This window comes from Candidatus Poriferisocius sp., from assembly GCF_965204015.1.
Classification (GTDB): Bacteria; Actinomycetota; Acidimicrobiia; order Acidimicrobiales; family Bin134; genus Poriferisocius.
This window is the reverse complement of sequence record NZ_OZ241965.1, coordinates 3,095,279-3,109,989: the sequence shown is the minus strand read 5'-3', so window position 1 is coordinate 3,109,989 and position 14,711 is coordinate 3,095,279. Positions and strand designations below refer to the sequence as shown.

Below are 14,711 nucleotides of genomic sequence, written 5' to 3'. Positions count from 1 at the left end.
CCATGTCGAGCAGTGACCGGGTGCTCGTGGTGGCCTGCGGCGCATTGGCCAAGGAACTGCGGCATCTCATCGCGGCCCTTGACCGCGACGGTGGCGGTTCCGCCATCGACCTCGAGTGCCTTCCGGCCAAGCTGCACAACCGCCCCGAGCTGATTCCCGAGGCGGTACGGGAGCGAGTGCGCGCCGCCCACGGCCGCTACCGCTCCATCCTGGTGGGCTATGCCGACTGCGGCACCGGCGGCCTGCTCGACAAGGTGTGCCAAGAAGAAGGGGTGGAGCGCCTGCCCGGCCCCCACTGCTATGAGCTCTACGCCGGAGCCGAGGTGTTCGAACGGCTGCACGACCAAGAGTTGGGCACCTTGTATCTGACCGATTATCTGGTGCGCCACTTCGAGCGGCTGATCCTGGAGGGGCTGGGCATTTCAGACCACCCCGAACTGCAAGAGGTCTATTTCAACAACTACACCCGGCTGGTGTTCCTGTCTCAGGAGCCCGACCCCGAGCTGGACCGGTTGGCCCAAAAAGCGGCCGATCGCTTGGGGCTGGGCTTCGAGAAGGTGGCTACCGGCTATGGAGGTTTGGTCGATGCGCTGGTAGAGATCCGGGAGCGAGCCGCGTGAGTCGGCGGCGGGGGAGTAACGACAACCTAGTGGTGATCTGTTGGCGGGACATCCCCGCTCAGGTTAACGCAGGCTCGGGATCCTCAAAGATCCAGCGCATCCTCCCCCGCCGCTTCCAACGGGCCATTGACGAAGCCGCCATGGTGGCCGGCAAGACCCAAGCATCACAATACGTCGGCGAGTGGCGGCGCAAGGTGATCCCCGGCGACGCCAACGACCCCGAGGGCGCCGCGCTGCGGGCCGCCGAAGAGCTCGAGGCCGCGTTCCCCCGGGAGCGGCTCAGAGAATTCGTAGCCACCGGGGGCTGGGACCCGGACAACGCAACCGTTAGCCCCCAGGAGGCAGCAACGTGACCGACACTGTGATCAGCTCGGCAACCAAAGAAGCGGTGATCGGATTCGGCCGGCCGTTCGTGATGATCGGAGAGCGCATCAATCCCACCGGCCGCAAGCTGCTGACTGATGAGATGAAGGCCGGCGACTTCAGCCGGGTGGAGGCCGACGCCCTGGCCCAAGTGGCCGCCGGCGCCCACATGCTGGACGTGAACGCCGGCATCCCCCTGGCCGATGAACCGGCGCTTTTGGCCCGGGCCATCAAGCTGGTGCAGTCGGTGACCGACGTGCCCTTGTCGATCGACTCGTCGATCATCGAGGCGCTGGAAGCGGGCATCTCGGTGTACGACGGCAAGCCGCTGATCAACTCGGTCACCGGCGAGGAAGAGGTGCTGGAGCGGGTGCTGCCGCTGGTGGCCCGCCACGGCGCCGCGGTGGTGGCCATCTCCAACGACGAGACCGGCATCAGCGAAGACCCCGACGTCCGCTTCGAGGTGGCCCGCAAGATCGTGGAGCGGGCCGCCGACCACGGCATCTCCCGCTCCGACGTGGTGGTCGATCCCCTGGTCATGCCCATCGGCGCCATGGGAACTGCCGGCCAGCAGGTGTTCCGCCTCGTCCGGCGCATCCGAGAAGAACTCGGGGTGAACACCACCTGTGGGGCCAGCAACGTGAGCTTCGGGCTGCCCAACCGCCATGCGATCACCGGAACCTTCTTGGCCATGGCCATCGGCGCGGGAATGACCTCGGCCATCATGAACCCACTGCACGCCGAGGTGAAGCAAGCGGTGATGGCCGCCGACGTGCTAGCCGGCCACGACCAGGACTGCATGGCGTGGATTGCCGAGAACCGAGACCCGGCCGCGGCCGGGGAGGGAGCTGCCCGCCGTCGAGGGGGACGTCGCCGGGTCGCCGTATGAGCCCAGAACACCGTGTGGTGTTCACCCCCAGCGGCATTGAGGCGGCCGCCCCGGAGGGATCGACAGTGTTGGACGCCGCCCGTGGCGCCGGAGTGGACATCGACTCGGTGTGCGGAGGCCGAGGGCTGTGCGGCCGCTGTCAAGTGGTCCCCGGCAATGGACAGTTCGCCAAGTGGGGGCTGACCAGCTCGGGGGATGCCCTGTCGGCGCCCGGCCCCACCGAGCTCGACTACCGAGGACGCCGACCGTTGGAAGCGGGCCATCGGCTGAGCTGTCAGGCCGCCGTGCTGGGCGACATGGTGATCGACGTCCCGCCCCAGAGCCAGGTACACAGCCCGGTGGTGCGAAAGGCCGTCGATCTGGGCGAGATCACCCTCGACCCGGTGGTGACCCTCCACTACCTGGAGCTGCCCATCGCCGTGCTGGGCGACGAGATCTCCGACGCCGAACGTCTGGTCGGCGCCTTGGCCGACGACTGGGACCTGTCCGACGTTGAAGTTCCCGCTTCAGCACTGCCCGCCTTGTCCTCGGCGATGGCGGCGGGAAACGGGGCGGTCACCGCCGTGGTCCACACCCGACGGCGGTACTCCGAGCAGAGCGAAGACGGCGAGGTGGTCGAGCGGCGGGTGCTCACCGTGCGACCGGGTTATTCCGATGCGGAATTCGGCGTGGCCGTGGATGTGGGCTCGACCACCGTGGCCGGCTACCTGCTGGACTTGGCCACCGGTGAGGTGGCGGCCACCGCAGGGCGCATGAACCCGCAGATCCGTTTCGGCGAGGACCTGATGAGCCGGGTGTCCTACGCCATGTTGAACCCCGGCGGCACCGCCGAGCTGACCACAGCCGTGCGGTCGGCCATCGACAACGTGATCGGCGAGCTCTGTGAGGCCGCGGGCATCGACCGAACCGACGTCTGCGATCTCGTGGTGGTGGGAAATCCGATCATGCACCATCTGGTGCTGGGCATCGACCCCACACCGCTGGGCGCAGCCCCGTTCACATTGGCCGTGCGCGACGGGGTGTGGGCCAACGCCAGCGACATCGGCGTGGACCTGCCCGGCGCTTCCCTCTATGTGGGGCCGTGTATCGCCGGCCATGTGGGCGCCGACGCCGCGGCGGCCCTGCTGGCCGAAGGGCCGCACCGATCCCCCCGCCCTCAGCTGTTGGTGGACGTGGGAACCAATGCCGAGATCGTGCTGGGCGACGGCCAGAAGGTGTGGGCGGCGTCGAGTCCCACCGGGCCCGCATTCGAAGGCGCCCAGATCAGCTGCGGGCAGCGGGCCACCGCCGGGGCAATCGAAGGGGTACGGATCGACCCCGCCACTCTGGAACCCCGCTTCAAGGTGATCGGCTGCGACCTGTGGTCCGACGACCCCGGTTTCGAAGACGCGTTGGGCTCTCTGGAGGTGTCCGGGCTGTGCGGTTCGGGAATCATCGAGGTGATTGCGGAGATGTTCCTCGTCGGGATCATCGACCACCGAGGTGTCATCGGCGGCGAGTTGGCCGAGCGCAGCCCCCGCATCATCGCCGACGGTCGTACGTTTTCTTATGTGCTTCAAATCCAGCCGGTACCGCTGTTGGTAACCCAAAACGACGTGCGAGCAGTTCAGTTGGCCAAGGCCGCGTTGCGGGCCGGCATCGACCTGCTCTTCGAACACGCGGGGATCGCCGAGGTGGCCGATGTGAGGTTGGCCGGAGCGTTCGGCGCCCACATCAGTCCGGTTCACGCCATGGTGCTGGGTTTGGTGCCCGACGGGCCGGTAGAGGGGGTCAAGGGGGTGGGCAACGCGTCGGGGGCGGGCGCGGCCCGGATGCTGGTTTCGGGATCACAGCGGGCCGAGACCGAGCACGCCGCCCGGGAGGTGGTCAAGATCGAAACCGCCACCGAGGCCCGTTTCCAGGAGTTGTTCGTGGCCGCCATGTCGCTGCCTCATGAGACCGCCCCCACGCCCCACTTGATGCAAGCGGTGGATTTGCCATCGCGATCAACAACCGATAGCGAGACTGCCGGACCCAAACGGCGCAGACCAGCCCGCCGGCAGCATGCGACCCAGGAGCAGCGATGAGCGAGCGACAAGGAAGGCGGGGCGGCGGTCGGGCCGGCCGCCAGGCGGCCCGAGCGGCCAGCCAGGTGTTGGCCGCTCCGGTGCTGGAGCGGCGCCTGCCGCCGGTGGAGATCATCGACGAGGCCGGCCTCGCTCAAATTGAGGAGAACGCCGAGACCATCCTGGCCGAGGTGGGCGTCGCCTTTCAGGACTATCCCGAAGCCCTTGACCTTTGGCGGGATGCGGGCGCCGATGTGAACGGCGAGCTGGTGCGGTTCCCCCGGGGCATGTGCCGCCAGATCGTGACGGAGAGCGCCCCCGCCACCTACATCCAGCACGCCCGCAACCCCGAGCGCAGCGTGAGCATCGGCGGCAACACCACCGTGTTCGTCCCCAACTACGGCTCACCGTTCGTCACCGACTTGGACCAGGGGCGGCGCTACGCCACCCTGGCCGACTTCGAGAACGTGGTGAAGCTGGCCTACCGCCTCCCCCACCTGCACCACAGCGGCGGCACGGTGTGCGAACCGGTTGACGTGCCGGTGGAGGTGCGCCACCTCGACATGGTGTACGCCCACCTGCGCTACAGCGACAAGCCCTTCATGGGCTCGGTGACCAGCGCCGAGCGGGCCGACGACTCGGTGGAACTGGCCCGCATCGCCTTTGGCGGCGACCTGGCCGACCGCACGGTGATGACCTCGCTGATCAACGCCTCTTCCCCCATGCGCTGGGACGCCACCATGCTGGGGGCAGCCACGACCTACGCCCGGGCCAACCAGGCCAGCGTGATCAGCCCGTTCATCCTGGCCGGAGCCATGTCGCCGGTGACGGTGGCCGGCCTGGCTGCCCAAGCCCTGGCCGAAGCCCTGTCGGGCATGGCCTACCTGCAACTGGTGCGGCCTGGGTCGCCGGTTGTGTTCGGCACGTTCGCCTCGTCGATGTCGATGGCCACAGGCGCCCCCACGTTCGGCACCCCCGAAGCCGGCCAGGCCATCTACGTGATGGCCGCGCTGGCCCGGCGCTGCGGGGTGCCGTTCCGCTCTGGAGGCCAGCTCACCGCATCCAAGGCCGCCGATGCCCAGGCGGCCTATGAGTCGGCCCACACGCTGTTGCCCACTGTGCAGGCCGGGGTCAACTTCGTGCTCCACGCGGCGGGGTGGCTGGAGGGGGGCCTGACGCTCGGCTACGAGAAGCTCATCATGGACGCCGACCAGCTCGGCGCCATGGAGGTCCACGCCCGCGGGGTGGACTTGAGCGACAACGGCCAGGCCATGGAGGCGTTCCGAACCAACACCCACGGCGACCACTTCTTGGGCAACGCCCACACCCTGGCCAACTTCGAGACCGCCTTCTGGCGCTCCGAGGTGGCCGACAACAACAGCTATGAGCAGTGGTCAGAGGAGGGCTCGCTCACCGCCGCCCAGCGGGCCAACACCCGCTGGAAAGAACTGCTGGCCGACTACCAGCCACCCCCCATCGACGACGCCATCAACGCCGAGCTCCAAGATTTCATCGCCCGCCGAAAGGCGGAGATTTCCAGTCAACCGGAGTGAGGTGACTGCCCACCAACAGCAGCAGGGGGAGGAGCTCATGACTGAGTCTCTTAGGGGGCAATGTATGTGCGGGGCCGTGAGGTATGTGATCGACGGGCCGGCCCGACCAGTGTGGAACTGCCATTGCGAGCGTTGCCGGCGCTGGACGGGGCACTTCACCGCCGCCACCGGTTGCCAGCGCGACCAACTTCGCCTGATTTCCGACGACACGCTGGAGTGGTACCACCCCGAAGAATGGCCCGATGTGGCCTACGGATTCTGCCGGCGGTGCGGCAGTTCGCTGTTCTGGCGGGTGGAAGCAGTGCCCCCTGGCGTATCACCAGAGCAGCTGGGCCGCATTGCGATATGGGCCGGAACCCTCGATCTGCCCACCGGATTGCACACCGAGCTAGCGATCTACGCCCAAGACGCCTCCGACTACCACACCCTCGACTCCAGCATCCCGACCCGAGACATCGAGTAGCAGAAATCTCCTCAAATATGGTGTTCCGCATCGCGGAACGGTTCTGGTCGCGGGGTATCCTGCGACCATGGCGGTGCAGTCGGTTGAGCGGGCGTTCATGCTGCTGCGGGCGCTGTCGCAAGAGCCGCTGGGAGTGACCGATCTGGCTGATCGGGTGAGCTTGCCCAAGAGCACGGTGGCCCGGCTGTTGGCCGCGCTGGAAGCCGAGAATGCGGTAACCCAATTCGAGGCCGGGGGTGCGTACCAGTTGGGCGACGGTTTGATCGACATCACCGGAGCGGCGTCGGGCACCCGTAACCTCATCACCGCGGCCCGTCCCCATCTGCTGGAGTTGACCTATGCGCTGGGCGAAGTAGCTGGCCTGTCGATCATCGACAGCGGACAGGCCTATTACCTGGACCAAACCCATATTTCCTCCGACATCCAAATCCGGGACTGGACCGGCGAGTATTCCCCGCTGCATTCCGTGGCCTCGGGGCTTGTCATGCTGGCCCACCTCCCCGCCGACCAGCAGGAAAAATGTCTAAGCCAACCGCTTGAGGCCTGCACCCAGTGGACGGTGGTTGACCCCGATGCGATCCGAGATCGACTGGCCCAAGTGCGCAGTTTGGGATATGCCTGGGTCTACGAGGAGTTTGTAGAAGACCTGAACTCGGTGGCCGCCCCTGTGCTCAGCGAGAACGGCCTACCGCTGGCTGCCCTCCACATTCAGGGCCCCGCCTACCGCTTCCCCGACCCCGACCTAGCCCACGACCACGGCCTCGCGGTTGCCGCCGCCGCCAACCGCCTCGCCTCCCAGCTCAGCGCCTGACCGGCGCTGCCCCTGAGCCTTAGGCTCGGCGGCGCTTGATTTCCTCGGTGATGGCGGGGATTACCTCGTGGAGGTCGGCGATGACGGCCCAGTCGGCCTTCACCACCATGTTGGCCTCGGGGTCGATGTTGATGGCCAAGATGTGCTTGCTGGCCTTGGCCCCCACCCAGTGCTGGATGGCCCCGGAGATGCCCGAGGCGATGTAGATCTCGGGGGTGATGCGGGTGCCGGTCTGGCCCACCTGGTCAGAGTGGGGCCGCCAGCCATTGTTGGTCACCGCTCGGCTGCAACCCACTCGGCCGCCCAGCATGGCGGCCAACTCTTCCAGCGGGGCGAACGCCTCGGGCGATCCCACGCCCCGGCCGCCGCCGATCACCACCGGGGCGGTCGACAAAGTCACCCCGGCTTCGAGCACCACTCGGTCTTTGACCATGGTGCGGGCCAGCGACGGGTCCAGGTCGACTTCCACTGCCTGTGCCGCAGGTTCGACCGCCGACTCGGCTTGTTCGGCGGCCAGCGTGTGCAGGCCGCTGGTTAGCAGGGGCCGCTCGGAAACTAGCCGGGCGTCCTCCAGTAGCGAGCCGCCCCATTGTTGGCGGGTGATATTCCACTCCCCTGTCCCTCCGTTGGGGTCTACTTCGAGGCAGTTGGCCACCATCGGTAGATCGAGGCGGGCGGCCACCTGGGCCATGATCTCGTTTCCCCGTTCGCTGCCTCCGGCGATCACTGCTGCCGGATCGAGTTGTCGAATCATCTCAGCCGCGGCTTCCCCCCAGGCCTCGGGACCGAAGTCCGCCAGCACCTCGTGGACGGCGGTGTACACCGCTTCCGCCCCGAAGGCCCCGGCCTCGGCCACCAGTTCGGCGTCGTCGGCGCCGATCAGCGCGGCATGCAGCGGCGCACCCATCTGGGCGGCCAGCTTCCGCCCGAAGGTCAGCGCCTCCCGGGCGGCCTCGTCCATGGCGCCCCGGTCGTGCTCCAACACCACGAGCAGCATCACACCACTCCCAGTTCTTCCAGCACGTCCACCACGGCCGGAGCCGCCTCGGGGCTATTCCCCAAGATCACCGTCTCGGTGACCGTCTCCCTCGGCCGGTGCAATCGCACCAGCGACTGCCCGCCGGGTTCGGCATCGGAGGCCTGCTCGGCAATCTCCAGCTTCTTGGAGGCCAGCCTCCCCCGCATGGTGGGGTACCGGGGCAGGTTGATGCCCTCTTTTACCCCGACGGCGGCCGGCATGGGCAGTTCATACACCTCAAAGCCGCCGTCGATCTCCCGCCGGGCCCGAACCACGCCGTCGCCGGCCTCAAGATCCACATCGATGCCCTTGATGCCGTTGACGATGGGCCGGCCCAGGGCATAGGCCACCCGCACCCCCACCTGGAACCCTCCGGAGTCGGCCGACTCGTTGCCGAACACCAACAGGTCGAAGGGGCCGTCAGCCGCCTCCAAGGCCCGGATGGCCTCGATGAGCGCGGCCGCGGTCCGCTGGGGGTCCCAGGCCGAGCCGTCGGTGGCCACCAACACGCCTCGGTGGGCACCCACCGAGGCGGCATAGCGAAGCTGCTCGGCGGCTTCAGGGGGCCCAAGGGTCAGCACGGTCACCTCGCCGCCGTGGCGCTCGGTGATCTGCACGGCCTCTTCCACCCCGCACTCCTCGTGGGGACTGGTGGCGAAGCCCAGATGGGCGGCGTCCACCGCCAGCCCATCGTCGGTCACGTTGATCTTGGCCCCGGGCGCTGCCACCCGCTTCACACAGCACAAGATCCTCATAGCGGCGGCTCCCCTAGCTCTTCAGCCGGGTGTCTTCGGGGTCGAACACCGCGCCGGTGCTGGCCACCTTCACCGGGAACAGCTCGTTCATGTACATCACCTGGAGGTCAGTGCCCGGCTGGGCCAACTCCGCCGGGAGATAGGCCATCAGCAGGTGCTTGTCCACCGACGGGCCCGGCCCCGCGGTGGTCACCCGCGACACCCTCCCGTGGGAGTCGGTGATTCGCTGGCCGTCCTGGGTCAGGATCGGCTCGTTGCCCCCCTGCATGTATCGCTTGCGGCCCTGGCTGTCGGTCTGATCCTCCACGGTGAGCACGCACATCGACACCTCGGGATCGCCCATCTCCCGGGCAGCCAAGTAGGGCTCTTTGCCTATGAACGGCGCGGCCTTCACCTTGGGCCGGGCCAGGCCGGCCTCCAGCGGGTTGTACTCGCTCTCCAGCTCGGCGCCCATCAGCCGGTAGCCCTTCTCCAGGCGACCAGAGGTGCCGTACACCCCGCCGCCGGTGGGGCGCAGCCCGAAGTCGGCGCCCACCGCCATGAGGGCATCCCACAGCACCGGGCCGTCGTCCCAGGCAGCGTAGATCTCCCAGCCGGTGTCGCCCACATAGGAGATGCGGAACAGCACAGCCTCAATGGTGCGACCGCCGCAGTTGAGCTCCACGTCCACCAGCGAGCCGTAGGGCGACCCGGCCTGGCTGAGGTCTTGGCTGGTCAATGCGCCGATCACACCGGGGGCGTTGGGCCCCCACACCCCGAGGGTGGTGATCTGGTCGGTGATGTTGGCGAAGCCCACCGAGCCGTCGACAGGCAGGTGGCGGCGGGCCCAGAACTCGTCGCGCCCGCCGTCGAATACGCCGGTCACGATGCGCACCCGCTCATCGCCCATCCGCATCATGGTCAGGTCGGAGTGGAACCCGCCGTCGGGGGTCAGCCACGGGGTGTAGATGGAGCGGCCCACCGGCACGTCCACCTTGTTCACCGCCAGATAGTCGGCATAGGCCACCGCGCCCGGCCCGGTGAGCTCGAAGATCTGGAAGGCGCTCAGGTCGACCATCCCGCAGTTCTCCCGCAGGTTGAGGTGCTCGGCCACCGTGATCGGGCTCCACCACCGGGCGTCCCACTCCACCTCCCGGTCCTCCACCTCATAGCGGTCCACCAGATCGGCGTTGGACTCGAACCACTGGGGCCGCTCCCAGGTGCGGGCCTGGAAGAACTCGGCTCGCAGTTCCTGCTGGCGGGAGAAGTAGGGGCTGACCCGCAGGTTGCGACGGCTCTCCCACTGCTCTTGGGGGTGGACGATGCCGTAGGTCTTGTTGAAGTGCTCCGCCGAACGGGCCCAGATGTGGTCGTCGCCCCGCTCCTCGGGATAGAAGCGGGACACATCGGCGCCGTGGACGTCGATCACCCGGGGATAGCCGAAGGTCATCCACTCGGCCACCACCTGGGCCATGCCCGGCCCCTCCTTGACCCAGATGGCCGCCGCCGACCATAGGTTGCGGACCTCGGGCAGCTCGCCCAGACACGGCATGGCGTCGGGGGTGAGCGACAACAGGCCGTTGATGGCGTACTTGATCTCGGCGTCGCCCAGCATGTCCATCAACTCGATGGCCTGCTCCATCTGGAGGTCGAAGTCATCGGCGGTGAACGGCATCTCGGTGGGCGACAGGGCGGCTTCCTCGTTGGAGGGGATGTCATCGGGGTGGTGGAAGATGGGCCGGTGGGCGTACGAGCCCACCTCCATCGAGCCGGCCGACTGGCGCTCGTAGCAGAAGGTGTCCATGTCCCGGACGATGGGGTAGCCGATCTCGTTGTTGGTCTCGGCCAGGATGTCGAGGGGGCCGACGTCGGCCATCTGATGCACGGCCGGCACCAGCGGGATGTAGGCGTCGGCCATGTTGGCCACCCGGTTCGACCACACGCCGCAGGCAATCACCACGTACTCGGTCTCGATAGTGCCCTTGTCGGTTACCACCGCCCTCACGGTGCGGTCGCCGGGGTTGGGGCCGTCTTCGGTGATGATGTCGAGCACCTCGGTGTTGGCCGCCACGTGGCAACCGCCGTTCACCGCCACGTTGCGCATCTGGGTGCCGGTCTCCAGCGAGTCGACCACCGAGACCGTGGGGCAGTAGAAGCCCTCCAACACGATGTCGGTGTTCACGAACGGCACCAACTCCTTGACCTCTTCGGGGGTCAGCAGGTGGGCCTCGACACCCCAGGCGACAGCCGAGGTCATCCGCCGCTTGAGCTCGTCGACGCGCTCTTGGGTGCGGGCCACCTCGATGCCCCCGGAGTCCACCGACAGCCCCAGGTCGCGGTATTGGTTGGCGCTCTGCTCCCCCAGCAAGCACATCTCCTTGTTGTGGTCCACCGGGAAGATGAAGTTGGAGGCGTGGCCGGTAGAACCGCCGGGATTGGGCAATGGGCCCTTGTCCAACAGCACCAGGTCGGTCCAGCCCAGCTTGCTCAGGTGTCCGACCAGGCAGTTGCCCACGATTCCCGCGCCGATAACAACGCACTTGGCCTTTTCGGGGACCTCAGCCATGTCCTGCCTCCATCGTTTCCGTCGTGTGGCCCTTGCTCGACTTCTCGCCCATCGTCATGCCCAACTCGCTTCCTCAACAGGCCGTGCTGCCTGCAAGTATTGCATTTCTGGTCCGTATTATGGTACAGTTCCGTTATGCGGAACGACTCGGCCAGTCTATCGCGGTGGGAGGAGCCCCAACCGACCGGTCCGAATCCCGACGTTCAGCAGCTTATTCGCGGCGCGGTCTTCGAGATCATTCCCCTGAACAGCGCCCCAGAAGCCATCGATGCACTGCCCCCGAAGTCGAGAGTATCCGTGACCGCATCGGCCACCAAGGGCCAGGAAGCCACGCTGGAGCTGGCCGAAGAACTGATCAGGCGGGGGCATCAAGCAATCCCCCATTTCTCGGCCCGCTTGATGAGGGGCCACGGCCAAGTCAAGGAACTGGCCGACTGGGCCAAGGACATCGGGGTGACCACCGCCTTTGTGATCGGCGGGGATGCCACCGAGCCGGGCGTCTACCACGACGCTCACAGCTTCATGAAGGATTTATTCGAGCACGACCACGGCCTCGACACGGTGGGAGTTGCCGCCTATCCCGACGGCCACCCCCTCATCAGCGAGGATGTCCGCCGCCACGCCCTCTTCGCCAAGCAGGAACTGCTAGCAGAGGCCGGGCTGCGGGGCTATTGCAGCACCCAGATGTGCTTCGACCCGGCCAAGATCATCGCCTGGCTCAAGGCCGAGCGAAACGACGGGCTGACGCTGCCGGTGCATCTGGGCATCCCCGGCGCGGTGGAGCGGACCAAGCTGCTCTCCATTGGCGCCCGTCTCGGCGTCGGCCAGTCGCTGCGCTATCTCCGCAAGAACCGCCGCTCCATGGCCAAGCTGCTCGGCTCCTCAGCCCACGACCCTTCCGACCTCCTGGAAGCCCTCAGCAGCCAGATCGCCCCCCTCGGCATCGACGGCCTCCACATCTTCACCTTCAACCAGGTAGCCACCACCGCCGCCTGGCGCCAAGCCCTCCTCCACAGCTGAAGGCGCCCCTCCGCATAACTTGCCCATTCCCCTTCCCCTCCGGCCAGTCGCCCCAAAATCCCAAAACCGAACATGAAATCCCCACAAAATAGTAGATAACATTTCGTTACAACAGTCGTCCTGGCACTCGCGGTGTGGCTGGTTAGGTCTGCTGGCGTAGGGGAATTTCATTGGCGCGCTGGTTGTCGGGGATGCGACGTTGGTCTGATGGACAGGTGGTACACGTCCGATCACCATTTCGGGCATTCCAACATCATCAGGTACTGCGGTCGTCCGTTTGTCGATGCCGACGCAATGGACAAAGAGATGGTCGCCCGCTGGAACGACGTGGTGGCCGACGAAGACGAAGTGTGGATCCTCGGGGATCTGGTGATGGGCAAGAAGGACCAGGGCCTTGCCAACCATGTCGCCCGCCTCAGGGGGCGCAAGGTCCTGGTGCCCGGTAACCACGACCGGTGCTGGCAGGGCCACAAAGACCACCGCTGGGAGCGGGCCGACTACTACCGCATCGGCGGGATAGCCAAGATCATCGACAACCCCGAGCCCCATACCATCGCCGGGCAGGCGGTGCGCCTCAGCCACTTCCCCTACAAGCTCGACGACCGCCACGATATGAAATACACCCAGTGGCGCCCCCAAGACGACGGAGGCTGGCTGCTACACGGACACGTCCACGAGAAATGGAGCCAGCAACACCGCCAGATCAACGTCGGTGTCGACGCCTGGAACTTCGCCCCCGTCCCAGAGCAAACCATCGCCGACCTCATCAAGAGAGGTCCCTCGAACACCCCCATTGCCGACCACACCGGAGCGCCAGCGCGGGCCCAAGGAGGAGGCCGCAATGAATTGAGCATCCAGGTTTACGACGGGGGCGGCGTGCGCATAGAGGCCGCCGCGTAAACAGGCAGCCGGCTAGAGGGCTCGGCTGGCTGGTTGAGCATTCCCCAACCGCCCATATGCGACCCGATGGAGTAACCGTCATCCCTCTCACCACCCTCGGCCCATAATCCCGATGAACTGCCCAAGGTCATGGTCGACCACTCGGGCCTGCTGGCAATGGACTGGGCGGCTCTTCAAAGGGGACAAGAGTGAGTATCTTCCCGGATTCCGGCTGGATCGTCACGAGGATGAGTTCTGTATTGATCTCGTACACATCGGTACGAGTGGAATAGCTGGCAGCAGTTACCTCATCAGTTTCTGCAAGCGCTTCATCATCAACAGTGATCCATGGCCCATCAAGGCTCGTTGTTTCATCAAGCCTGAGCGTGGCGCTGACGCCCCACAGCTCGTTCTCGACGTATGCCAAGCGGTGACCTTCGATGGTGAACTGAGCTTCGTCTAGCACTGCCTCAACTTCACTATTCGCTCGAATTGCCCTGTCAATGGACTCGACGTCAGTCACTTCAGGGGCTTGATGACCGGCAAGAGCTGGCTGTTCTTCGGCCTGATTGGCTCTATCGTCGCCTCCGTTCAAACCAGAGCCGCATGACAGAAGCATGGCTGTACAGATCACTATGGCACTGACGGCAGAAATCGCTCTCAACTCAGCGAACATCTCAACGCTGATTGTCCTTGCTCTTAGCCCCCCGAAGCCCCCTCGGCCATAAGGGCGGCGAGGCTGCGGCGCCATTCCACTGAGGGGCGGTCGGATTGGACGCTGACGGTGGCGGTTAGGTCCATGGGGAGGACGCCTTCGAGCTTCTCCAGCATGGTCTTGTCTTCGGCGCCGATGGCGAGGTCGAACTGCATGATCTCATCAGCAGGCACTGAGAAGTCGTCGTTGCGCCACACCACGAAGTTGAACAGCGAGTTCACGTCGTCCATCGGAGTGGTCAACAGCAGCAATATGTGCTCGAGGCCGGACTCGTAGGCGATGGTGCTGCGCACTGAGAACGGCAGCACGTATCCGGTGGTCATCCGGCGGTGCAGCACATCATCGTCTTGACCGGTGGTGGTCTGGCCCGCGTCGCTGGTGTTGTTGGCGTTCACTTCGTACACGTAGCCCCGATAGCCATCGGGCAGGTCGCCCATCTCCAGCGGCGGTATCACTGTCTCCTGGGCCAAACCGAAGGTGGCGGTGTGGACGAAGGGGAAGTGGGAGAAGTCCATGAAGTTGTCGGTGATCCGGGTGGATGAAACCGCCCACTGTTGGAACGGCGTATTGAGCCGGCGGAACTCGGGGTTGTCCTCCTGGGGGATTTCCGGGATCTGACCGAGGGGCTTGCCCGGACACAGCCAAACCAACCCATAGCGTTCCTCCACATTGACCAGCTCCAAGTGGGCCTTCGGCGGCACCGGAGTTCCCGGCGGCGAAGACGGCACCAGTTGGCAGCGACCCCCCGCTCCGAACCGCCACCCGTGGTACGGGCACTGCACGCAGCCGTCCACCATGCGCCCTTCTGACAGCGGGGCCTCGCGGTGGGGGCAGCGGTCGGGAGCCGCGGTAAGCGATCCGTCGTCGGAACGCCACAGCACATAGCGGCGGCCCAGCACCTGGATCCCCACCGGCCCCGGGGCGATGTCTTCGACAAGGGCGATCGGATACCACTGGTGGTCCAGTGCGGGCTGGCCCACGAGTTGGTTGGAAGCGCCGTTTCCGCTCATGGGCCGATGATACCGCCTAACCCTT

The 14,711-nt window shown here is 66.2% G+C and carries 14 protein-coding genes; 9 read left to right on the top strand and 5 right to left on the bottom strand.

Annotated features, from left to right (window positions below; genetic code table 11):
• Positions 1 to 2 precede the first annotated feature (2 nt).
• The 7 genes from ACOGJC_RS13950 to ACOGJC_RS13920 all read left to right on the top strand — a co-directional run bounded on the left by ACOGJC_RS13950 (position 3) and on the right by ACOGJC_RS13920 (position 6,744).
• Positions 3 to 620 carry a DUF1638 domain-containing protein gene (locus tag ACOGJC_RS13950; protein ID WP_419845605.1) on the top strand — a complete coding sequence of 206 codons (618 nt, stop codon included), beginning with the start codon at positions 3 to 5 and terminating at the stop codon, positions 618 to 620.
• Positions 617 to 973, top strand: coding sequence for a virulence factor (locus tag ACOGJC_RS13945; protein ID WP_419845604.1), 357 nt, complete (start codon positions 617 to 619; stop codon positions 971 to 973). Before ACOGJC_RS13950 ends, ACOGJC_RS13945 begins: the two co-directional genes overlap by 4 nt.
• Positions 970 to 1,872: a dihydropteroate synthase gene (locus ACOGJC_RS13940; protein ID WP_419845603.1), complete on the top strand. Its 903-nt coding sequence runs from the start codon at positions 970 to 972 to the stop codon at positions 1,870 to 1,872. The genes ACOGJC_RS13945 and ACOGJC_RS13940 overlap by 4 nt, the downstream gene beginning before the upstream one ends.
• Positions 1,869 to 3,938, top strand: coding sequence for an ASKHA domain-containing protein (locus ACOGJC_RS13935; RefSeq protein ID WP_419845602.1), 2,070 nt, complete (start codon positions 1,869 to 1,871; stop codon positions 3,936 to 3,938). The genes ACOGJC_RS13940 and ACOGJC_RS13935 overlap by 4 nt, the downstream gene beginning before the upstream one ends.
• A complete protein-coding gene (locus ACOGJC_RS13930) occupies positions 3,935 to 5,470 on the top strand; it encodes a trimethylamine methyltransferase family protein (RefSeq protein WP_419845601.1) in 1,536 nt (511 codons plus the stop codon). Before ACOGJC_RS13935 ends, ACOGJC_RS13930 begins: the two co-directional genes overlap by 4 nt.
• Before the next feature lie 64 nt (positions 5,471 to 5,534).
• Positions 5,535 to 5,933, top strand: coding sequence for a GFA family protein (locus ACOGJC_RS13925; RefSeq protein WP_419845600.1), 399 nt, complete (start codon positions 5,535 to 5,537; stop codon positions 5,931 to 5,933).
• A gap of 67 nt (positions 5,934 to 6,000) precedes the next feature.
• Positions 6,001 to 6,744, top strand: coding sequence for an IclR family transcriptional regulator (locus ACOGJC_RS13920; RefSeq protein WP_419845599.1), 744 nt, complete (start codon positions 6,001 to 6,003; stop codon positions 6,742 to 6,744).
• 19 nt (positions 6,745 to 6,763) lie between these two features.
• On the opposite strand, the gene ACOGJC_RS13915 is transcribed toward ACOGJC_RS13920, so the two are convergent.
• From ACOGJC_RS13915 to ACOGJC_RS13905, 3 genes are read right to left on the bottom strand one after another with little or no spacing between them, the layout of a single operon-like run.
• The gene (locus tag ACOGJC_RS13915; protein WP_419845598.1) at positions 6,764 to 7,741 is read right to left on the bottom strand and encodes an electron transfer flavoprotein subunit alpha/FixB family protein; all 978 of its coding nucleotides are present in this window, start codon (positions 7,739 to 7,741) and stop codon (positions 6,764 to 6,766) included.
• Positions 7,741 to 8,517, bottom strand: a complete 777-nt coding sequence (locus ACOGJC_RS13910) for an electron transfer flavoprotein subunit beta/FixA family protein (RefSeq protein WP_419845597.1) — start codon at positions 8,515 to 8,517, stop codon at positions 7,741 to 7,743. The genes ACOGJC_RS13915 and ACOGJC_RS13910 overlap by 1 nt, the downstream gene beginning before the upstream one ends.
• Positions 8,518 to 8,530: 13 nt before the next feature.
• Positions 8,531 to 11,062, bottom strand: coding sequence for a GcvT family protein (locus tag ACOGJC_RS13905; RefSeq protein WP_419845596.1), 2,532 nt, complete (start codon positions 11,060 to 11,062; stop codon positions 8,531 to 8,533).
• A 135-nt stretch (positions 11,063 to 11,197) separates the two neighbouring features.
• Here ACOGJC_RS13905 and ACOGJC_RS13900 point away from each other — a divergent pair, with 135 nt between their 5' ends.
• Together ACOGJC_RS13900 and ACOGJC_RS13895 are read left to right on the top strand one after the other, a co-directional pair.
• Positions 11,198 to 12,082 (top strand): methylenetetrahydrofolate reductase, encoded by an 885-nt coding sequence (locus tag ACOGJC_RS13900; protein WP_419845595.1) that lies wholly within the window; start codon positions 11,198 to 11,200, stop codon positions 12,080 to 12,082.
• A gap of 207 nt (positions 12,083 to 12,289) precedes the next feature.
• Complete coding sequence (locus tag ACOGJC_RS13895) at positions 12,290 to 12,982, top strand: metallophosphoesterase (protein ID WP_419845594.1); 693 nt, start codon at positions 12,290 to 12,292, stop codon at positions 12,980 to 12,982.
• 127 nt (positions 12,983 to 13,109) lie between these two features.
• Here the strand turns inward: ACOGJC_RS13895 and ACOGJC_RS13890 are convergent, their stop codons facing one another.
• Together ACOGJC_RS13890 and ACOGJC_RS13885 are read right to left on the bottom strand one after the other, a co-directional pair.
• Complete coding sequence (locus tag ACOGJC_RS13890) at positions 13,110 to 13,637, bottom strand: hypothetical protein (protein ID WP_419845593.1); 528 nt, start codon at positions 13,635 to 13,637, stop codon at positions 13,110 to 13,112.
• 23 nt (positions 13,638 to 13,660) lie between these two features.
• Entirely contained in the window at positions 13,661 to 14,686 is a 1,026-nt protein-coding gene (locus ACOGJC_RS13885) for a Rieske 2Fe-2S domain-containing protein (protein ID WP_419845592.1), read from the bottom strand.
• Positions 14,687 to 14,711 lie beyond the last annotated feature (25 nt).

What these genes read in the sequence shown, in the direction of transcription:
- ACOGJC_RS13950 (WP_419845605.1), top strand. Translation starts at nt 3, where the DNA reads ATGTCGAGCAGTGACCGGGTGCTCGTGGTGGCCTGCGGCGCATTGGCC.
- ACOGJC_RS13935 (WP_419845602.1), top strand. Translation starts at nt 1,869, where the DNA reads ATGAGCCCAGAACACCGTGTGGTGTTCACCCCCAGCGGCATTGAGGCG.
- ACOGJC_RS13930 (WP_419845601.1), top strand. Translation starts at nt 3,935, where the DNA reads ATGAGCGAGCGACAAGGAAGGCGGGGCGGCGGTCGGGCCGGCCGCCAG.
- ACOGJC_RS13925 (WP_419845600.1), top strand. Translation starts at nt 5,535, where the DNA reads ATGTGCGGGGCCGTGAGGTATGTGATCGACGGGCCGGCCCGACCAGTG.
- ACOGJC_RS13920 (WP_419845599.1), top strand. Translation starts at nt 6,001, where the DNA reads ATGGCGGTGCAGTCGGTTGAGCGGGCGTTCATGCTGCTGCGGGCGCTG.
- ACOGJC_RS13915 (WP_419845598.1), bottom strand. Translation starts at nt 7,741, where the DNA reads ATGCTGCTCGTGGTGTTGGAGCACGACCGGGGCGCCATGGACGAGGCC.
- ACOGJC_RS13910 (WP_419845597.1), bottom strand. Translation starts at nt 8,517, where the DNA reads ATGAGGATCTTGTGCTGTGTGAAGCGGGTGGCAGCGCCCGGGGCCAAG.
- ACOGJC_RS13905 (WP_419845596.1), bottom strand. Translation starts at nt 11,062, where the DNA reads ATGGCTGAGGTCCCCGAAAAGGCCAAGTGCGTTGTTATCGGCGCGGGA.
- ACOGJC_RS13900 (WP_419845595.1), top strand. Translation starts at nt 11,198, where the DNA reads ATGCGGAACGACTCGGCCAGTCTATCGCGGTGGGAGGAGCCCCAACCG.
- ACOGJC_RS13895 (WP_419845594.1), top strand. Translation starts at nt 12,290, where the DNA reads ATGGACAGGTGGTACACGTCCGATCACCATTTCGGGCATTCCAACATC.
- ACOGJC_RS13890 (WP_419845593.1), bottom strand. Translation starts at nt 13,637, where the DNA reads ATGTTCGCTGAGTTGAGAGCGATTTCTGCCGTCAGTGCCATAGTGATC.
- ACOGJC_RS13885 (WP_419845592.1), bottom strand. Translation starts at nt 14,686, where the DNA reads ATGAGCGGAAACGGCGCTTCCAACCAACTCGTGGGCCAGCCCGCACTG.